The sequence below is a fragment of the Pontibacter anaerobius genome (genome assembly GCF_026241195.1).
GTDB classification, from domain to species: domain Bacteria; phylum Bacteroidota; class Bacteroidia; order Cytophagales; family Hymenobacteraceae; genus Pontibacter; species Pontibacter anaerobius.
The window spans coordinates 216,347-235,900 of sequence record NZ_JAPFQO010000002.1 but is presented as its reverse complement, the minus strand read 5'-3'; the positions used below and the strand labels follow the sequence as shown (position 1 = coordinate 235,900).

Genomic DNA, 19,554 nt, shown 5'->3' with positions numbered 1-19,554 from the left:
GATAATGAAGTATAAATGCTTTTGAGTTTATACTTTCCTGCTTGCGCAGAATGCAAGTTGAAACTTGCCGCATGCATCACCACAAGTTACGCTCTCGCTAAACTTACGGCAGAGCGTGCTAATCTTAGCTACACCTTAAACACAAGTATAAAAACAAAAAGGGCTTAGCGCAATGCTAAGCCCTTTTTTATATCTAAAAGTAAATTACTTTACTTTATCAACGATTGCTTTGAAAGCCTCCGGATGGTTCATCGCCAGGTCAGCAAGTACTTTGCGGTTCAGGTCGATGTTAGCCTTCTTCAGGCCACCCATCAATACAGAGTAAGACAAACCGTGCTCACGTGCACCGGCGTTGATACGCTGGATCCACAGTGCTCTGAAGTCTCTCTTCTTAGCTTTTCTATCGCGGTAAGCGTAAACTAAACCTTTTTCTACCGCGTTTTTCGCAACTGTCCAAACATTCTTGCGACGGCCAAAGTAACCTTTGGCCATTTTCATTACTTTCTTTCTTCTGTGTCGTGCTGCAACGACATTTACCGATCTTGGCATTTCTTTAAAAGTTTTGGCGGCTGGTGATTTAAAAAATCTTCTTTAGACCAGATACCGGGTTCGTACTAATAATTAACCTAAACTAATTCTGTCGCAGAATTAGATTTTCAGCATGAACTTAACGTTTGCTTCGTCGGCTTTGCTAACAAGGCCGATGTGCGTTAAATTACGCTTCTGCTTTGTCGTCTTCTTAGTCAGGATATGGCTCTTATAAGCGTGCTTACGCTTGATTTTGCCAGTACCTGTCAAAGAAAAACGCTTCTTTGCACCAGATTTGGTTTTTACTTTTGGCATGAGTATATAATTAATTGAAAAAATTACTTTTTCACAGGAGCATTTTTCGGCGCCAGAATCAGGAACATGCGTTTACCCTCCAGCTTTGGCAACTGCTCAACTTTAGCAAGATCCTCAAGAGCCTGCGCAAACTTGAGCAACAGAATCTCACCACGCTCTTTAAACACAATAGATCTACCTACAAAGTGCACGTAAGACTTAATCTTGTAACCGCTCTCCAGGAAGCCCTTAGCGTGTTTCAGCTTAAACTCGAAATCATGGTCATCCGTGTTCGGGCCGAAACGAATCTCCTTGATCACAACTTTCTGCTGCTTTGCCTTCATCTCCCTCGTCTTCTTCTTCTGTTCGTACTTGAACTTAGAATAGTCGATGATGCGGCATACCGGTGGATTGGCTGTTGGCGAAATCTCAACCAGGTCAAGATTTTGCTCATTCGCTATCTTCTGAGCATCTCTGGTTGAGAACACTCCTTGCTCAACATTGTCACCAACCAACCGGACTTCTCTGGCAGTTATTTTTTCATTGACTTTGTATGGCTCCTCCACCTTTCCGCGTGGGATGTAGCGCCTGTTTTGCGTAGCTATAGTTGTACCTCCTTAGTTTTAAATTCTACAATTAGGTTGCGAATATCGCAATTTATCTATCAAAAAAGAAATATTTTTCTTAATTGTTCAGTATTTCAGCTATTTTGCCTTGGAAGAAGGTGCTGAACTCCTCGATCGCCATGGCTCCGAGGTCGCCCTCTCCGTGCCTTCTGACCGATACTGCTCCGTTCTCCTGCTCCTTCTCTCCTACTATCAGCATGTACGGAACCTTGCGCACTTCAGCGTCACGGATCTTGCGTCCGATCTTCTCATCGCGGTTGTCCACGTAGCCCCTGATATCGTCCTGTTGCAGCCTGTCATATACTTGCTGCGCGTAATCGTGGTACTTCTCAGAGATAGGAAGTATAGCAATCTGCTCCGGGCTAAGCCACAGCGGGAAATTACCGCCGCAATGCTCGATCAGCACGGCCACGAAGCGCTCCAGTGAGCCGAACGGTGCACGGTGTATCATTACCGGTCGATGCTTCTGGTTATCAGCACCGATGTATTCTAGCTGGAACCTTTCTGGTAAGTTATAATCTACCTGAATAGTTCCCAACTGCCACTTGCGGCCAAGGGCATCCTTCACCATAAAGTCGAGCTTTGGTCCGTAAAACGCAGCCTCTCCCAGTTCGGTTACAGTGCTCAGGCCTTTCTCGGCAGCCGCCTCAATAATGGCGCTCTCTGCTTTTTCCCATACTTCGTCTGTACCTATGTACTTGGCCTTGTTCTCCGGGTCACGCAGGGAGATCTGGGCAGTGTAATCGTCAAAGCCAAGCGCCTTGAACACGTAAAGAACCAGATCAATAACTTTGATGAATTCTTCCTTTACCTGGTCCGGACGGCAGAAAATATGTGCGTCATCCTGAGTAAATCCACGCACACGAGTTAAGCCGTGCAGCTCACCGCTTTGCTCGTAACGGTAAACCGTGCCGAACTCCGCCAGACGCACCGGCAGCTCCTTGTAAGAGCGTGGGCGTGTTTTGTATATCTCGCAGTGGTGCGGGCAGTTCATTGGCTTCAGCAGGAATTCCTCGTTCTCGTTTGGCGTCTTGATCGGCTGGAAAGAGTCTGCTCCATACTTCTCATAGTGGCCAGACGTTACGTACAGTTCCTTGCTGCCGATGTGTGGCGTTACCACTGGCTGGTAGCCAGCCTTCACCTGTGCCTTGCGCATGAACTGCTCCAGGCGCTCACGCAACAGCGTACCTTTCGGTAACCACAGCGGAAGGCCCATACCTACCTTCTCAGAAAAGGCGAACAGTTCTAACTCCTTGCCGAGTTTGCGGTGGTCGCGCTTCTTAGCCTCCTCCAGACGCTCCAGGTACTCTGTCAGCTCCTTCTGTTTCGGGAAAGTTACACCGTAAATTCGGGTTAGCTGCTTATTGTTCTCATCGCCGCGCCAGTAAGCACCGGCGATATTCATGATCTTGGCAGCTTTAATAAAACCTGTGTTCGGGATGTGCGGCCCACGGCAAAGGTCCACGAAATTACCCTGCTCGTAAAACGTAATGGAGCCATCTTCCAGATCCTTGATCAGGTCCAACTTATACTCATCCCCTTTCTTCGTGAAATATTCAATGGCTTCTGCTTTGGAAACATCGCTGCGCTTATACTCATTCTTAGCACGTGCAAGCTCCAGCATTTTCTGCTCCAGCTTCGCGATGTCTTCCTGAGAAAGGTGGTGCTCCCCCAGATCCACATCGTAGTAAAATCCATTCTCTACAGGAGGACCGATACCGAATTTCACATCCGGGTAAAGGTCTTCTAAAGCCTCTGCCAACAAGTGGGCAGAGGAGTGCCAGAAGGTATTTTTGCCTTCGTCATCGTTCCAGGTGAGCAACTGCACGGTAGCGTCCTCGCTAATGGAGCGCGTGGCATCCCATACAAGGCCGTTAACTTTGGCAGCTAGCACATTTCGAGCTAATCCTTCGCTGATGCTCTGTGCGATCTCAAGGCTGGTTACGCCACTTTCATACTGGCGCACCGAACCGTCTGGCAGTGTGATGTTGATCATAGTAGTTTATCTTTCTATCTGTTCCTGTAGGCGTACAGCTGCACTATCAGGTATTGGTCTTGCAATTTTATACTTTAGCCTGGAGATCGACCTGTAGGCATATGTTGCCTTCGGATCGAGCTGAACCAAACGCTGGTATGTTGCCAGCGCCTTGGTGAAGAAACCAACCCGCTCATAAGCAGTGGCCAGTTTAACCAAGTAATCCGTATCACTTTTGTAAACGCCGTATACTTTCTCCAGGTGCTCCAGCGCCTCGTCGTTATTGCCCTGTGCCAGGCGGTGTAATCCTAACCTGTAATGAGCACCCGACAAAGTATCGTTTATACTTACAGCCTTGCCAAAGGCACGCATGGCACTATCCTGCTTCTGCTCAGCCTGGTAGGCCAAGCCACGATTATACCACAGTTTTGCATCTTCAGGCGCTTTCCTGAGTGCCTTCAGTAAGTATGGCTTTGCTGCTTCGTGCTCTCCTTTATCTACAAGTATAGCTGCCAGTTCGCGCTGCGGCTGCATAAACTCCGGCGCTTGCTCCAGCGACAGTTTAAAGTTCCTAACAGCGTTTGTCGTGTCGCCGGTTGCCTCCTGCACCCTTCCTTTATAATAAAAGGCGTACTCATCAGCCGGAGACAGTTCCTGCGCTTTACGGATATACTCCATCGCCTGCTTATACTCCTTACGCTGCAAGTATAACTCGCCCAGCAGCACATATAGGGAGGAACTTTGGTAAGAGTTACGCTCTGCGGCCAGTGCCAAAGGCAGCGCCTCCTCCGGTTTACCCATGGCGCGCAGCACCTGCGCTTTCACGAATAAAGTAGAGGGCTCTTTACGGGTTAAACGCACAGCCTCTTCAGCATCCTGCAGCGCCTGCTCCAGTTCTCCATTCTGCAGCAATACCACAGCCCTGCGGGCATATAAACTGCCATCACGCCTGGAGTTCTCTAAGGCGATGTTCAGGTTTTGTAACTGTGCCGCCGGGTCGTCCTTTACCTCTGCAAGGTTTACCATCTGCTCATGGTTGCCTTCTTCCAACGTGCAGGAGCCCAGGCTTACCGATAACACCAACAGCATCAAACTCGAAATCCGCATCCTTACCGGCTTAATCTATACTTTTGTAAAAGTCCTTTTATACTTGTCTGCGCTAAATTAAGACATTTTAACCAAATAGAAACACATCGCCTGCAGGAAGCATCCCGCTACCCTAAAAACAAAAAGCCTGCCACCGAATCGGGAGCAGGCTTTTTGACAGTTTTTCAGTCTTTTACATCTTCTGTTGCTGCTGCAACAGGATACTGCATCGCCTGCTAATCTCCAGCTCCTCTTTTGTTTGGAGCGTAAGTGTTAGCGCCTTCTGTAAGGTGTTCACGCAGGCGGCGGAGTCTTTCATTTCTTTATACACACACGCAAGATCATAGTAATAACTGATATTGTTGGGCTCATAAGCAATTGCTTGCTCCAGAGCTTCAGCAGCTTTCCCGTTCGTAGCATCCCCACACACACCTCCAAAAAGCATTTTAGAGGCAGCCTTTTCGGCAAAGTTTAGGTTTGCCATTTTAAAATACCAGCGGCCTAATAAATGCCAGGTGCCTGCATGCTCCCTGTTATCTGCCAGTGCAGCATCCATAAAAGACTTCATCTGATGTATACCCTGCAACCGCTCCTTCGGCCCGGAAACCATCGCTTTTGCACCCAGCGCAACTGCCATCGCGTAGTTAGACTCCGCTCCCGCTGGATTCAGTTCGTAGGCTTTCATGGCGTATTCCTTACCTTTAGCGAAATGCTCCATCTTGCGGGACTCATCCGAAAAACGGTCGCCGATGCGGCTATGAAGTATACTGGCCTTGCAAAGCGCCTCGTAATTTTCAGGGGCCTCAGTTATTACCTGCTCAAACAAGAGCAGGGCCTCGCTTTCTTTGTAGTTGCTCAAAAGCTGTTCTGCACGCTTCATTAGCTCTGTGTTGCCCGATGCACCACCTTCAGCCCAGGTAACTACCGGGGAAGATGCACAGAGTACACAGCTAAGTATAACAGCTTTAAAGTATCTTTTCATAAATAATTTTATACACGTAATCTACCAAGCACCAGGGACTTTAGCAAGGCTGCGGGAGATAAAATCAGAAAAGATCCAACTGCTTTTTCTCCTTCAGGGCCTTCTTCGCCTCTTCCGTGTCTGTCTCAATTTCTACGGCTTCAGCATCAAGAGGTTGGGTGCCACTGGCCCTTGCTGCCTCCTCGGCAAGCTCCTTCAATTTAGAAGGCAATGACACCGGCTCCTTTTTTACCGATTTCTTCGTTTTAGGCTTGTCTTCCTCGGGCTGCTCCACTACCTGCATTCTTGGCACGTCCACCTCAAATATCTTGTAATAATTGAGCTTATTACCCAACGCTTTCCAGCCTTTTACATCGATAAACTCGTTCAGCAGCAGCTTCTCGCTTTCGCGCTCGCCGCGTATAGAACGCTTGAATTTGATACTAGCCAGCGGCGCTGGGTGGGTAGACACGGCTTCCAGCCTGGAGTTCTTTGTTTCAGGGATGAAAGCAAAACGCTTGCCTATGGTAGTGGTCTCTATTTTGAAACGCTTTACATAGTACGTTTTATTGTCGCCTTCATAATAAATCGCAGAAATCACAAGCTCCGGATCAAACTTCTGAAGTACCTTCAGCTTCTCCACGGTATAGTGGTTTGCCAGGTCAAACGAAGTCAGCTCATAGGTGCCGTCCTCGTACACGGCAAGTATAGCATCATCCGTATTAAAGGATCCTAAGTAACGTCCTCGACCCTCGGTGTTCAGCCTTCCGATCACCTCGTCGTAGTAGATCTCACGACCACCCAGCGTGGACTCACCCAGGCTCTTCTGCACCACTTTCTTCACCGGATACTTGGTAACAATGTTACCGTTAGAGCCCTTGCCCTTGATCATCAGCTCGGCAAAATCAAAGTCGAACACTTTATTTCTGGCAGATGCATTCGGGGTGAGCGTAACTGTTACCACTTCCGACTCAGAGTTAGGGTTTGCCGTCAGGTAGTGCACCCTGGAGCCTTTGTTGCCTTTGGTCAGGTCATACTCCTTATCGCGGGTAATAGACTTTACAGAAAAGCGCTTGGCATACGACACCCCCGACTTACCATCCAGGTAAATCATGTTATAAACCATATGCTCATCGTTCTTATTGTATACCCCGGCAAGTATGATGTCCTTTCCTACAAAGGTCTTATCGGCTACTTTCGTCACCATGAATTTACCGTCTTTACGGAACACAATGATGTCGTCCATATCAGAGCAGTCGCAAACGAACTCGTCTTTGCGGAGGCCAGTACCGATGAAGCCGTCCTTGGCGTTCATGTACAGTTTCTGGTTGGCAATGGCTACGTTCTGGGCGTTGATCACATCAAAGGTCTTCACCTGCGTGCGTCGGTCTTTGCCCTGGCCATACTTCTTCAGCAAGCCCTCAAAGTATGAAATCGCGTAGCGGATCAGGTTCGCCAGGTTATCATCCACCTCAGCCATCTCCTCCTCCAACTTCTTGATGTACTCATCCGCTTTAAAGGAGTCATACTTAGAGATACGCTTGATCTTGATCTCCGTCAAACGGATAATATCCTCCTCGCTTACCTCGCGGCGCAGCAGGTGCTTGAACGGATTCAGCCCGGTATCAATGGCATTTAAAACGGCTTCCCAGGTCTCGCACTCCTCTATATCACGGTAAATGCGGTTCTCGATGAAGATTTTCTCCAGCGATGAGTAATGCCACTTATCCTCCAGCTCTCCTTTGCGGATCTCTAGTTCGCGCTTCAGCAGGTCTACTGTTTTGAAAGTAGAAATACGCAGCAACTCATCCACACCCATAAAGTGCGGCTTATCGTTGATGATCACACAAGCGTTTGGAGAGATAGACACTTCACAATCCGTGAAAGCATAAAGTGCATCCATCGTCAGGTCCGGAGAAACGCCGGCAGGCAGGTGCACCTGTATCTCTACATCGGCAGCGGTATTATCCACTACCTTCTTGATCTTAATCTTATTATTCTCGCTGGCCTTCACGATCGACTCCATCAAACCGGTAGTCGTGGTGCCATAAGGTACATCGCGGATAATGAGCATGGTCTTGTCAACCTTCTCGATGGTGGCGCGAACACGAATTTTGCCACCCCGCTGGCCGCCGTTATAGTTCGTAACATCTATCTGGCCGCCGGTCAGGAAGTCTGGCAGTAAAGTAGTGCTACGCCCCTTCAACACATCAATAGTGCCTTTGATCAGCTCCTTGAAGTTGTGCGGCATAATCTTAGTCGATAAACCTACGGCAATACCCTCCACTCCTTGTGCCAGCAGCAGCGGGAACTTCACCGGCAGCGTTACCGGCTCGTTCTTACGGCCGTCGTAGCTCAACTGCCACTGCGTTGTCTGCGGGTTAAACACTACATCCAGCGCGAACTTGGATAGGCGCGCCTCAATGTAACGAGGTGCCGCCGCACTGTCGCCGGTGCGCACATCACCCCAGTTACCCTGCGTCTCGATCAGCAAATCTTTCTGGCCAATATTCACCATAGCATCGCCGATAGAGGCGTCGCCGTGCGGGTGGTACTGCATGGTCTGACCAATCACGTTGGCTACCTTGTTAAAGCGACCATCGTCCATCTCGCGCATGGCATGCAGAATACGGCGCTGCACCGGTTTTAGGCCGTCCTCGATGGCTGGCACCGCACGCTCCAGAATAACATAAGAAGCATAATCGAGGAACCAGTTTTCGTACAGACCAGAGACAGGCGTTACGTTGTGGATGGTTTCTTCCTCACCGTCCGTGAACTGTACCTCCAACTCTTCGTTTTGCTCTAATTCTTCGTTGTTCAATTCTTCGTTATGCATATACTTCTTCAACTATATCTTTCTCAATCTTCAGGTTCTCGATGATGAACTGCTGACGATCTGGCGTGTTTTTACCCATGTAGTAGCTCAACATCTTCTGGATGGTGGTATCCTTGTGCAGGATCACCGGCTTCAGTTTGATGTTCTCACCGATAAATTTACCGAACTCATCCGGAGAGATCTCACCCAAACCCTTAAAGCGGGTGATTTCAGGCTTTTTGCCCAGCTTGTTGATGGCTTCCTGTTTCTCGGCTTCGTTGTAGCAATAGATTGTCTCCTTTTTGTTGCGCACACGGAACAGCGGCGTCTCCAGGATGTACACGTGACCGTTTCGTACCAGGTCCGGGAAGAACTGCAGGAAGAACGTGAGCAGCAGCAGGCGGATGTGCATGCCGTCCACGTCGGCATCCGTGGCAATTACCACGCGGTTATAGCGCAGGTTCTCCAGCCCTTCCTCAATGTTAAGGGCGTGCTGCAGCAGGTTAAACTCCTCGTTCTCGTATACCACCTTTTTCTTCATGCCATAGCAGTTTAGCGGCTTACCGCGCAAACTGAACACCGCCTCAATGTCCACGTTCCTGGACTTTGTGATGGAGCCGCTCGCCGAGTCGCCCTCTGTGATGAAGAGCGTGGACAACAGTGAGTTTTCGTGCTTATCCTCGTTGAAATGCAGGCGGCAATCACGCAGCTTACGGTTGTGCAGGTTAGCTTTCTTGGCACGCTGGTTAGCCAGCTTCTTCACGCCGGCCATGTCCTTACGCTCACGCTCGCTCTGCTCAATCCGCTTCTTCAGCGCCTCGGCTGTAGTTGGGTTCTTGTGCAGGTAATTATCCAGATGCTCCTTTACAAAATCATTGATAAAGGCACGCACAGCCGGGCCATCAGGCCCCATTTCAATGGAACCTAACTTGGTTTTAGTCTGCGACTCGAACACAGGCTCCTGCACACGCAGCGATATGGCACCAATAATGGAGCCGCGAATATCTGTTGCATCGTAGTCTTTCTTATAAAAATCACGCACCGTCTTCACCACCGCCTCACGGAAGGCCGCCAGGTGCGTACCACCCATGGTCGTGTACTGGCCGTTCACGAAGGAGTAGTACTCCTCACCGTAGTCGTTGCCGTGGGTCAGGGCCAGCTCAATATCCTCCCCTTTCAGGTGGATGATCGGGTAGCGCATACTTTCCTCGTCAGCCTTGTTGCGGAGCAGGTCCAGCAGGCCGTTCTCAGAGTAGTATTTCTTGCCGTTGAAATTGATCGTCAGGCCGGCATTGAGGTAAACATAGTTCCAGATCTGGTTCTCCAGGTAATCCGGGTTAAACTTATAGTTCTTAAAGATGGTGTCGTCCGGCGTGAACGTAGTAAGCGTTCCGTTGCGCTGGCTCGACTCCTGCACCTCCAGGTCCTCTGTCAGCACGCCTTTTTCGAACTCTGCGGCTTTCATCTTGCCCTCGCGCACCGACTGAATGCGGAAGTGGCTGGACAAGGCATTTACAGCCTTCGTACCAACACCGTTCAGACCAACAGACTTCTGGAAGGCTTTACTATCATACTTACCACCCGTGTTAATCTTACTCACACAGTCGATTACCTTACCCAGCGGAATGCCACGCCCATAATCACGGACCTGAACTTTATGATCCGAGATCTTTACCTCGATAGTCTTACCGAAACCCATCACGTGTTCGTCGATGGAGTTATCGATAACCTCTTTAACCAAAATGTAAATACCGTCGTCCGCCGAGGAGCCATCACCCAGTTTACCGATATACATACCAGGACGAAGCCTGATGTGCTCGCGAGGTTCCAGGGAGCGGATGCTGTCTTCGGTGTAATTATGCTCTAACTCTGCCATTCTGTAAGCGTAAGTGTAGTTGATTAGGTAATATCAATGCGAAAGATAGGAAAATATAAGAAGACAAGATGCAACTGAATAGTTCCTACCCAAGGCTAAATTAAGAAGTCTCCTTTAGTTTTACTAATTTTTTTAGTTTATTTCAGCCACTCTAGTGTTAGCCCCCTATACTAACAGCAAGAAGCAGGCGCAGGTTCAGGTGTAGACCATTATTTCCCTATCTTTTTAAGCTAACTTTTTTAGCAATTTTATATATTAATAATTATATGCTTTAACGCATAACATTTGCTTATTTTGAGAGGCAAAAGTAGGGTCTGGAATGAGAAATCAAACGTTATTGAATTGATAAATGGAAATAAAGCTTCCCAAGTACTTTAAATACACTGTTATACTTCTGGGCCTGGCCCTGCTCATCTTTATACTTCAGCAGTTCAAAGCTATTCTGATGCCGCTGGCCTTTGGGCTGCTGTTTGCCCTGCTGTTATTGCCCCTCTCCCGCGACCTGGAGAAGAAGCTGCGTTTCCCGAGGCCTCTGGCCATATTCACCAGCATACTGCTCGTGATCGTGATCCTAAGCCTAATTGTTTGGTTCCTGTCGATGCAGCTTGTTAGCCTGACCTCAGAACTGGACTCCATTGGTAAAAACATGCAGAAGCTGCTGTTTAAGGTGCAGGACTTCTTTTTAACTAATTTCGGTATTGCGCCCCCTAACAAATCCCAACTCATACAAAACGCCATTGGCGGGCTTCAGGAGTTTACTACCACGTTTCTGGGAAGCACCATTTCCATCACCACCGGCGCTATCACCATACTTACCCTGGTGCCTATTTTCGTATTCCTGCTGCTCTACTACCGCGACCACCTGGAGCAGTTCCTGTTTAAATTCGTGACGAAAGACAGGCGAGGCGGAGTGATCCATACTATAACCGACATACAGCATGTCGTGCAGAGTTATATCTCCGGGTTGATGATCGTGATTGTGGTGGTGGCGCTGCTGAACTCGGCGGGGCTGCTTATACTTGGCGTTAAGTATGCCATCTTCTTCGGCGTGTTCGCCTCCATACTTACCATTATACCATACATTGGCATACTTATAGGGGCCTCACTTCCTGCGCTGTTTACGCTGGCTACCACCGGCAACTTGCTGGATGCCGTGCTGGTGGTGATCGTGTTTATGTTCGTGCAGTTTCTTGAGGGTAATTTTATCACGCCTTTTGTGGTGGGATCAAAAGTGAGCCTGAACCCGTTTGCCGCTATACTTGCCCTATTGGTGGGCGGCGAAATATGGGGCGCAGCCGGCATGATTCTTTCCATCCCGATAATTGCCATGATAAAGGTAATCTTTGACGTATATGAGCCCCTGCAGCCCTTCGGCTTCCTGCTCTCCGACATAGACGAGGTAAAGCCCAACAAGAAAGGGCGGGTACACGGTTGGCTTTCTGAGTTTGTAAACGGCATCTGGCGGGGCAAAAAAGGACCAAATGCGTAAACTTGCTAATCCTATTTGCAGCAAAAAAGCAATTGAGGCGATTTGAAACGGAATACTAATAAATTTGGTTTAGGAGATAGCCCTGTAGCTAATGGCAAAGGGCCTGATGACCACGACCTAAACCAGAGCAACTTGTACGCGATAGTAGATATTGAGACAACCGGAGGCCAACCGCACCAGGACAAGATCACCGAGATTGCCATTTTTATACACGACGGGGAGAAGATAGTGGACAAATACCACACACTCATTAACCCCGAGAAACCCATCCCCTTCTTCATCACGCAGCTCACCGGCATTAAAGACGATATGGTGCAGGAAGCGCCGAAGTTTTACGAGGTGGCCAAAGAGATTGTGGAGTTTACCGAGGGAAAGGTTTTTGTAGCCCACAACGTGCGCTTCGACTATTCCTTCATCAAGAAAGAGTTTGCCGACCTGGGCTTCACCTTCCAGCGCAAAACGCTCTGCACCGTTCGCCTCAGCCGCGCGCTGATGCCGGGCCTACCCTCTTACAGCCTGGGCAAGCTTTGCAAAAGTATAGACATCCCGTTGAGCCAGCGCCACCGCGCCATTGGCGACGCCGAGGCAACTGCCATACTATTCGACAAGCTACTGAAGATTAACCGCCCTGTAGTAGACGGCAACATGAACATGGCCTCCGAGCATACCACGCAAGTGCTCAAGCAGGAAATCAAAACCTCGCTCCTGCCACCCGCCATCAGCAAAGAGCAGGTGGATGCGCTGCCGATGGTACCGGGCGTGTACTACTTCCACAACGAAGCGGGAGAGGTAATTTATGTAGGCAAAAGCATCAACATCAAAAAGCGCATAATCCAGCACTTCAATATCGACTACAAGAGCCGCAAATCACTGGACTTTAAGAATAACATAGCCGACATTACCTATGAGCTGATGGGTAACGAGCTGGTATCGCTGCTGTTTGAGTCGGCTGAGATAAAACGCATGAAGCCGCAGTATAACCGGCAACAGCGCCGCAGCGTGTTTAATACGGGCATTTTCTCGTACCTAGATGAAAACGGGTACAAGCGCCTTACGTTCGGTAGCGTGAACAAAGCCGATAACATAAGTATGACGCCGATCATAGCGCTGTCGAACCATTATAAAGCGAAAGGTTTCCTGTTCCATAAAGTGGCCAAGTATAACCTCTGTCAGAAACTGTGCGACCTGTACAAAACATACGGCGCCTGCTTTGATTACCAGGTGCACCAGTGCAGCGGTGCCTGCATTGGCAAGGAAAGCCCGGAGGAGTATAACAAGCGTGTAGAGGAGGCGATCGAATCGTTTACGTTTGAGCACAACAGCTTTGTGATAGTTGGTAAGGGACGAGAACCAGGAGAACGCTCGGTAGTAGTGGTGGAGCATGGCACCTACCTCGGCTTCGGTTTTGTAGACGATACCTTCTCAGCAAATAGTATGGAGGACTTTAAAGAAGCCATCAAGCGGTACAACGACAACAAAGACGTGCAGCAGATAATCCGGAATTATATGCGCGGCAAACACAAGGATAAAGTGCTTGTGTTTGATTAAGATAGAGCTCCGCTGAGGCAACGTTTGCTTTTACAGCAAAAGGCTCCTAAATTCATGTCGCAAAACGGAGGACCCTATACTTCCTCTGCTTTCAAACTAAATTAACCATCATTAAAAATAAATCTGTGAACGAAACAAAAACAAGATTCAGACCCGGCGTACTTTTTGGCGATGAAGTGACAGAGCTTTTTAAGTATGCGAATGAAAATAACTTCGCGCTTCCTGCCGTGAATGTGATCGGTACAAACTCGGTGAATGCCGTTTTGGAGACTGCCAAAGCCGTGAACTCACCAGTGATTATCCAGTTCTCGCACGGTGGTGCCCAGTTCTTCGCCGGCAAAGGCCTGTCCAACGACGAGCAGAAAGCCGCCATTGCCGGTGCAGTATCCGGTGCGCAGCACGTGCACCTGATGGCAGAAGCCTACGGAGTACCAGTGGTACTGCACACGGACCATGCCGCTAAAAAACTGCTGCCTTGGATTGACGGCCTGTTAGATGCCGGTGAAAAATACTTTGAGCAGCATGGCAAACCGCTGTACAGCTCTCACATGCTGGACCTTTCGGAGGAAGAGATCAAAGAAAACATTGAAACCTGCGCCAGCTACCTGAAACGCATGGACCGCATGGGCATGACCGTGGAAATTGAGCTTGGTGTAACCGGTGGCGAGGAAGATGGCGTGGATAACACCGGCGTAGACAGCTCCCGCCTGTATACCCAGCCAGAAGAAGTAGCCTATGCCTACGAAGAACTGAATAAGATCAGCACAAGGTTTACAATAGCGGCTGCCTTTGGTAACGTGCACGGTGTGTACAAGCCAGGTAACGTTGAGTTGCGCCCAGACATTCTTAAGAACTCACAAGATTACATCCAGAAGAAGTTCGGTACGGGCCCTAACCCGGTTCATTTTGTGTTCCATGGCGGCTCGGGCTCAGAAAAGCACCAGATTAAGGAGGCAATTGAGTATGGCGCTATCAAGATGAACATTGATACGGATATGCAGTGGGCTTTCTGGGATGGCATTCGTAACTACTACGAAGGCAAAAAAGGCTACCTGCAGGCGCAGATCGGCAACCCGGATGGCGATGATTCTCCGAACAAGAAATACTACGACCCGCGTGTTTGGCTGCGTGAGGGTGAGAAGAGCTTTATCGCTCGTTTGAAAGAGGCCTTTACGGACCTGAACGCAAATGACCGCAACTAATATTCCTTAAGTATGGCGAGGCGAAAACCTCGCCATACTTTTTTTACACCTTTTCCTTCTGCTCCTGCAGCCACTGGTAAATCTTGTCAGTGTCCTCTTTGCGGCAAAGCTCGGAACCGGGAGTCATGGTGGCCGCTGTTCCTGCTGCCACCCCGAACCGCACCATATCCTCCAGGCTGCCGCCCTGCAGTAGGCACAGCACCATACCTGCCACCATACTATCGCCAGCGCCCACGGCACTCTGCTGCGGCATGGTTGGCGGCACAACGTAACTTATACCCTCCTTAGATGCCAGCATGGCACCCCTTGGCCCCAGCGATACTACCAGCACCTGGCTCTTACCCTCATCTAGGACCTGTCGGGCGATTTCCTCCTGTTCCATAGCCGATATTTTCTCTTTACCAGCCAGTGCCGCCAGCTCACCCAAATTCGGTTTCAGCAAGTATACCCCTTTACCTGCCGCTTTGGTAAGCGCTGGCCCGGAAGTATCCACAATCAGTTTAAAGTTTTTCCGGTTGGCAACCCCTGCCAGTTGCTCATAAAAATCATCGGGCACGCCGGGAGGAAGGCTTCCGCTGGCAACTACATACCTGGGTATCTTCTGCTCAGGCAGTTTCTCCAGATCATCCAGGCACTGCCGCCATTCTGCCTCATACAACTCCGGGCCAGGCATACCAAAACGGTACTGGTTGCCGGAGTTATCCTCCATAACCATAAGGTTCTCGCGGGTCCAGTTCCTCGTTTTGATCGCCTTGAAGTCCACCCCTTCCTTCTCGAGCAGATTGCAGATACCCTCCCCTGCAGGGCCACCCACTAAAATCCACGCGCAGGAGCTGCCTCCAAGCTTTTTAAGCGCCCGCGACACGTTAATGCCGCCGCCGCCAGGCTCAAAGGTCGGCTCATCGCACCGGAGCTTTTTCTCAGGGATCACCTGTGCCACATGGGTACTTTTATCCAGGGCGGGGTTTAGGGTTATCGTGATGATGTCGCTCATGTTGCGTTCTAAAGTATAAACTGATTACCTGATAATATTAAACTCGCGCTGCTCTCCCCTCTGGAAAGTATAAACCTCTCCACGTACACCTATCAGCACTTCATTTGACCATCCCCGGTCGAAAGTGATTTTCATTTTTTCCTGCGTCACCTCCAGCGAGACCCAGTGGCTACGATAACGGATCTTGAAGTTCAGGAAACAAATCTCTTCCGGCAAAACCGGGTTCAGCCACAGCACGTTATCCCTTATCTCCAGGCCAGTGAAACCACGCTGCACCAGGTCTACCGTTCCCGCCATCGCACCCAGGTGTATACCCTCCGGTGTGGTTCCACCCTGCACATCTTCCACATCGCTCATCAGGGCAACTTTAAAGTTATTCCAGGCACGTTTACGGTCTGAGCGAGCCAGCACCCAGGAGTGCACGATCTTACTCAGCGTAGAGCCGTGTGAGGTTCTGTTCTCATAGTACTCAATATTCTCAGGTATACTTTCGGGCTTGAAATCGTAATTGAGCATCTTGAAAATCTGGATAAGCTCCTCGGAAGAAAACAGGTAAAACAGCATCAGTACATCGGCCTGCTTACTGGCTTTATACTTGTTCACGTTGTCGCCCTCGCTCTCCAGTATCCGGTCGAGGCGCATCGACTCGCCATGCTTCGCCTTATACACTTCCCACGGAAACTCCTGCAACTGCTCATACCCCTCAAACTGGGAAATGATCTTCGAGTCGCCGATGAAAGGCACATACATGGCCTCTGAGATATCCCGCCAGCGCTTCAGGTCCTGTTCCGTAATACCTAATTTAAGGTGCAGTTCCTCTACCCGGGAATCATCCAGTATGTCAATTAGCTTTAGTGCCGTCTGGATAACCCAGACAGCCATAATATTGGTGTAGGCATTGTTGTTAAGGCCGGGCTGTCCGGAATCGGGGTAGTCGGTGTGATACTCGTCAGGGCCTACCACGTTGTGTATCTCGAAACGGCCACGCTCCGGGTTGAAGACAGCTATGGTAGACCAAAAAAGCGCAATATCGAAGATCAGCTCGCCCCCCATAAAGGTCATGAAGGCCATATCTTCGTTGGCCTGGAAGTATTGCCATACATTGTAGGCGATCGCGGCGCTGATGTGCCGCTGCAGGTAAGTATTGTCCGGTAACCAGCGGCCGGACTCCGGGTTTAGATGTATGACCTGGCTCTCTTCGCGTCCGTTGCTGCCGCTCTGCCACGGAAACATGGCCCCGCGGTAGCCAGCCTGCGTAGCTGCATAGCGCGCCTCAGGTAAACGGCGATAACGGTAAAAGAGCAGCTCCCGCGTTAATTCGGGCAGGCGTAAGTTCAGAAAAGGGAAAATAAACAGCTCGTCCCAGAAAATATGTCCGCGGTAAGCTTCTCCGTGCAAGCCTCGCGCCGGCACCCCCACATCCATGCCTACGGTGTTAGCCGATACGGTTTGCAGCAGATGGAAGATGTGCAGCCGAAGAACAGACTGGGCTTTTACATTACAGTCCAGTGTCAAGTCGCAGCGGTTCCAGAGGCGTTGCCAGGCACCATTGTGTCGCTCCAGCAGGTGGACGAAGCTTCCCTGCCGGTCAATATTTTTGCGTGCTTCCTGTAGCGGCTCTGTTATAGCCTGATCTCGGGAGGTATGCAGCTGCACCACTTTCTCTACGTGAACCGTTTGCCCCTCCAGGCAGTTTACCTTTATTCGCTGCTCTACATACCCGGCTTCCTCCAGCAATTGGCGCTCCAGTGGCGGAGCGGCGGGCCCCATGAATACACGCGTTCTGGCAGCCTGAGCCATGAGCAACCGCGATTGAACCGTCGCTACCTCCAGGTAAATTGTTTCGTTGTTGTGCTGCCCTTGCGCCAGCGCCTGCAGGTGCTTCCCATTTAGTGCACGGTAGCGCCCGACACCGCTGTTTACTACCTGCCCGTCTAAGGCAGTGGAGATCTCCACCTCCCCGGACCAGTTCAATGGCGTAAGCTCCCACTCGATGGCTGCCACATGTTTATTAGCCATGCTTACCAGCCGCCGACTGTGCAGGGTACTCTCGCGCTCCTTTCCGTCGCGGAACTGCAACTGCCGTATTAGCAAGCCCTGCTGCATGTCCAGCTCCAGCCGAAAGCTGATCACTTCCACCCGTTTCAAATCAAACCACTCCTCCCCCGGGTGTCGGAATGAAAGCGGGAGCCAGTTAGGCCAGTTCACCAGGTCCTCGTTCTCAATCAATTTCCCGGCTATTTCAGTAATGAGCCGGTTGTAACCACCAGCCAGGTAAGTGCCCGGGTAATGTATACTTTCGTCTGCACTGGCTTCCTCAAAGGCACCCCGAGTAGCAAAATAGCCATTGCCGAGGGTGCAAAGCGCTTCCCGTAAAGGCTGTAGTTCAGGTGTCCACTCTTCATAAACTATTCTCCAATCTGGCATGACTTTACTTTTTTAGATATTTTGTCAGCGCTGCCAGAAACTCCTGAACCTCATCCACACTCTCCAACCTGAAGTCTGCGGCTGTTTCCTCATCGTGCTCACCTACCAGTATACTTATACCCTGCCCCTGCAAAGCGGCAAAGGCATCTTCGTCGGTCAGGTCGTCGCCAATATACATCGGTATAATACCGGGCTTGTTCAGTTCCAGTTCTTCCAATAGCCAGTGCACGGCTTTGCCTTTGTGCCAATCCAGGTTTGGCTTCAGTTCCAGTATCTTTTTACCTGGCCCCGGTTTCAGCTCTTTATACTTTGAGAGAACATCTTGCGCCACTTTCAGCACGTCATCAACCTGATCATCAGCCACGTTGCGGTAATGGACGGCTATGGCGTAGCGTTTCCGCTCAACCAAAGCGCCTTGTACCTGGTGCAGGCGCTCGTTCAACTCAGTTTGGGCTTTATCCAGAGCGGGAATGGCTGCGGCGGCTCCGCCCGGTTCGGTATGCATGTTATCAGGGCCTGAGATATCAAACCCGTGGGATCCGGCATAGTATAGATTATCCAGCTGCACCAGCTTCTCCACGTTCGCCCTGTCACGTCCACTAACAACGGCAACAGGGCAAACTTCCGCCAGCTGCCGCAGGGTATGCCGCATGCTGTCAGAAAGTATGGCCTTGTCAGGGTCTTTAACAATGGGGGTCAGGCAACCATCGTAGTCCAGGAAAACGGCAGGAGTTTTGCCCTGTAGTAAGGCCTCTATTTGGTTTAGAGCTGAAGGGAGCGTTATACCGTCCTTTTTGCGTACCTGGTTTTGGGGGGTGTTCTTCATAGTATGGCTTGGTATTTTTTGCAGCACCACATCGGCACCATGTTCTTTTAGTTCATTTGCTTCGCTTGTACGGTCAAGGCCCACCACCAGGGCAAAGCCGCCGGCCTTACCGGCCTCTACACCGGCCAGGGCATCCTCAAAAACAGCCGCCTGCTCCGGCTTTACCTGCAGCCTGCGGACGGCTTCCAGAAAAATATCCGGTGCCGGTTTCCCTTTCAGCCCCAGCTCCGCCGACACGATGCCATCTACCCGCACTTCGAACAATTTCTCAAGCCCTGCCGCGGCAAGTATGGACTGGCAGTTTTTGCTGGCAGAAATTACCGCCGTTCGCAGGCCCCGCCGACGCATCTCTCCAGCAAAGGCAACGGTGTCAGGGTACACGTCCACCCCTCCCTCCTGCAGTAACTCCTGAAAATACGTATTCTTAAGGTTTCCCAAACCGGCCACTGTTTCTTTTCCGGGTGCATCTTCTGGCGTGCCTTCGGGTAGCGTAATCCCGCGTGAAGCCAGAAAATTCCGCACGCCATCATAGCGCGGTATGCCGTCAATGTACCGGCGGTAATCAGTCGCTATACTTAGTGGCTCGTAAACTTTATCTTCACGTTGCCCACGCTGCAGCAGGTATGCATCAAACATACGCTTCCAGGCGTTTGCATGCACCCGGGCCGTTTGCGTTATCACCCCATCCAGATCAAATATCAGTGCTTTAATGTTTCTGAGTTCCAGAAGGTCGAAGAGATGTGGCTGGGACATGATCTGCTGCGTTTTACGGGTAATCGTACAGGGCTGTATTCATCAAAATCATACTATACTTAAGCACATTTGGTTTTTCCTTCGGTTTTATACTTGCTGAAGAATGTAAAAAGCAAAAGCGCCTCTTTTTATGGAAGAGGCGCTTTTGTGAAAT

General features: G+C 50.1%; 14 protein-coding genes. 3 read left to right on the top strand and 11 right to left on the bottom strand.

Translation table 11 applies throughout. The features are described 5' to 3' along the window. Window positions 1–204 precede the first annotated feature (204 nt). The 8 genes from rplT to OO017_RS04345 all read right to left on the bottom strand — a co-directional run bounded on the left by rplT (window position 205) and on the right by OO017_RS04345 (window position 10,161). Window positions 205–549, bottom strand: coding sequence for a 50S ribosomal protein L20 (gene rplT, locus OO017_RS04380; protein ID WP_266051229.1), 345 nt, complete (start codon window positions 547–549; stop codon window positions 205–207). 99 nt (window positions 550–648) lie between these two features. Then, window positions 649–843: a 50S ribosomal protein L35 gene (gene rpmI, locus OO017_RS04375; RefSeq protein WP_025605954.1), complete on the bottom strand. Its 195-nt coding sequence runs from the start codon at window positions 841–843 to the stop codon at window positions 649–651. Window positions 844–866: 23 nt separating this feature from the next. Beyond that, complete coding sequence (gene infC / locus OO017_RS04370; RefSeq protein ID WP_140622135.1) at window positions 867–1,388, bottom strand: translation initiation factor IF-3; 522 nt, start codon at window positions 1,386–1,388, stop codon at window positions 867–869. 118 nt (window positions 1,389–1,506) lie between these two features. Next, entirely contained in the window at window positions 1,507–3,444 is a 1,938-nt protein-coding gene (gene thrS / locus OO017_RS04365) for a threonine--tRNA ligase (RefSeq protein WP_266051228.1), read from the bottom strand. A 6-nt stretch (window positions 3,445–3,450) separates the two neighbouring features. Further along, window positions 3,451–4,530 (bottom strand): tetratricopeptide repeat protein, encoded by a 1,080-nt coding sequence (locus OO017_RS04360; RefSeq protein WP_266051227.1) that lies wholly within the window; start codon window positions 4,528–4,530, stop codon window positions 3,451–3,453. 172 nt (window positions 4,531–4,702) lie between these two features. Continuing rightward, window positions 4,703–5,491, bottom strand: a complete 789-nt coding sequence (locus OO017_RS04355) for a tetratricopeptide repeat protein (protein WP_266051226.1) — start codon at window positions 5,489–5,491, stop codon at window positions 4,703–4,705. A 64-nt stretch (window positions 5,492–5,555) separates the two neighbouring features. After that, window positions 5,556–8,306 (bottom strand): DNA gyrase/topoisomerase IV subunit A, encoded by a 2,751-nt coding sequence (locus OO017_RS04350; protein ID WP_266051225.1) that lies wholly within the window; start codon window positions 8,304–8,306, stop codon window positions 5,556–5,558. Beyond that, window positions 8,299–10,161, bottom strand: a complete 1,863-nt coding sequence (locus tag OO017_RS04345) for a DNA topoisomerase IV subunit B (RefSeq protein ID WP_266051224.1) — start codon at window positions 10,159–10,161, stop codon at window positions 8,299–8,301. Before OO017_RS04345 ends, OO017_RS04350 begins: the two co-directional genes overlap by 8 nt. Before the next feature lie 349 nt (window positions 10,162–10,510). On the opposite strand from OO017_RS04345, the gene OO017_RS04340 reads away from it, so the two are divergent. The 3 genes from OO017_RS04340 to fbaA all read left to right on the top strand — a co-directional run bounded on the left by OO017_RS04340 (window position 10,511) and on the right by fbaA (window position 14,400). Next, window positions 10,511–11,650, top strand: a complete 1,140-nt coding sequence (locus OO017_RS04340) for an AI-2E family transporter (protein WP_266051223.1) — start codon at window positions 10,511–10,513, stop codon at window positions 11,648–11,650. A gap of 42 nt (window positions 11,651–11,692) precedes the next feature. Then, window positions 11,693–13,198: an exonuclease domain-containing protein gene (locus tag OO017_RS04335; protein WP_266051222.1), complete on the top strand. Its 1,506-nt coding sequence runs from the start codon at window positions 11,693–11,695 to the stop codon at window positions 13,196–13,198. A gap of 125 nt (window positions 13,199–13,323) precedes the next feature. Further along, the gene (gene fbaA / locus OO017_RS04330) at window positions 13,324–14,400 is read left to right on the top strand and encodes a class II fructose-bisphosphate aldolase (protein ID WP_266051221.1); all 1,077 of its coding nucleotides are present in this window, start codon (window positions 13,324–13,326) and stop codon (window positions 14,398–14,400) included. Between the two features lie 43 nt (window positions 14,401–14,443). Here fbaA and OO017_RS04325 read toward each other — a convergent pair whose 3' ends face one another. The 3 genes from OO017_RS04325 to otsB are packed head-to-tail and all read right to left on the bottom strand — an operon-like array spanning window position 14,444 to window position 19,400. Beyond that, a complete protein-coding gene (locus tag OO017_RS04325; RefSeq protein WP_266051220.1) occupies window positions 14,444–15,394 on the bottom strand; it encodes a 1-phosphofructokinase family hexose kinase in 951 nt (316 codons plus the stop codon). Between the two features lie 24 nt (window positions 15,395–15,418). Further along, entirely contained in the window at window positions 15,419–17,821 is a 2,403-nt protein-coding gene (locus tag OO017_RS04320; RefSeq protein ID WP_266051219.1) for a glycoside hydrolase family 65 protein, read from the bottom strand. A 4-nt stretch (window positions 17,822–17,825) separates the two neighbouring features. Then, on the bottom strand, window positions 17,826–19,400 hold the full coding sequence (otsB, locus tag OO017_RS04315) for a trehalose-phosphatase (protein WP_266051218.1): 1,575 nt from the start codon (window positions 19,398–19,400) through the stop codon (window positions 17,826–17,828). Between the last annotated feature and the right edge of the window lie 154 nt (window positions 19,401–19,554).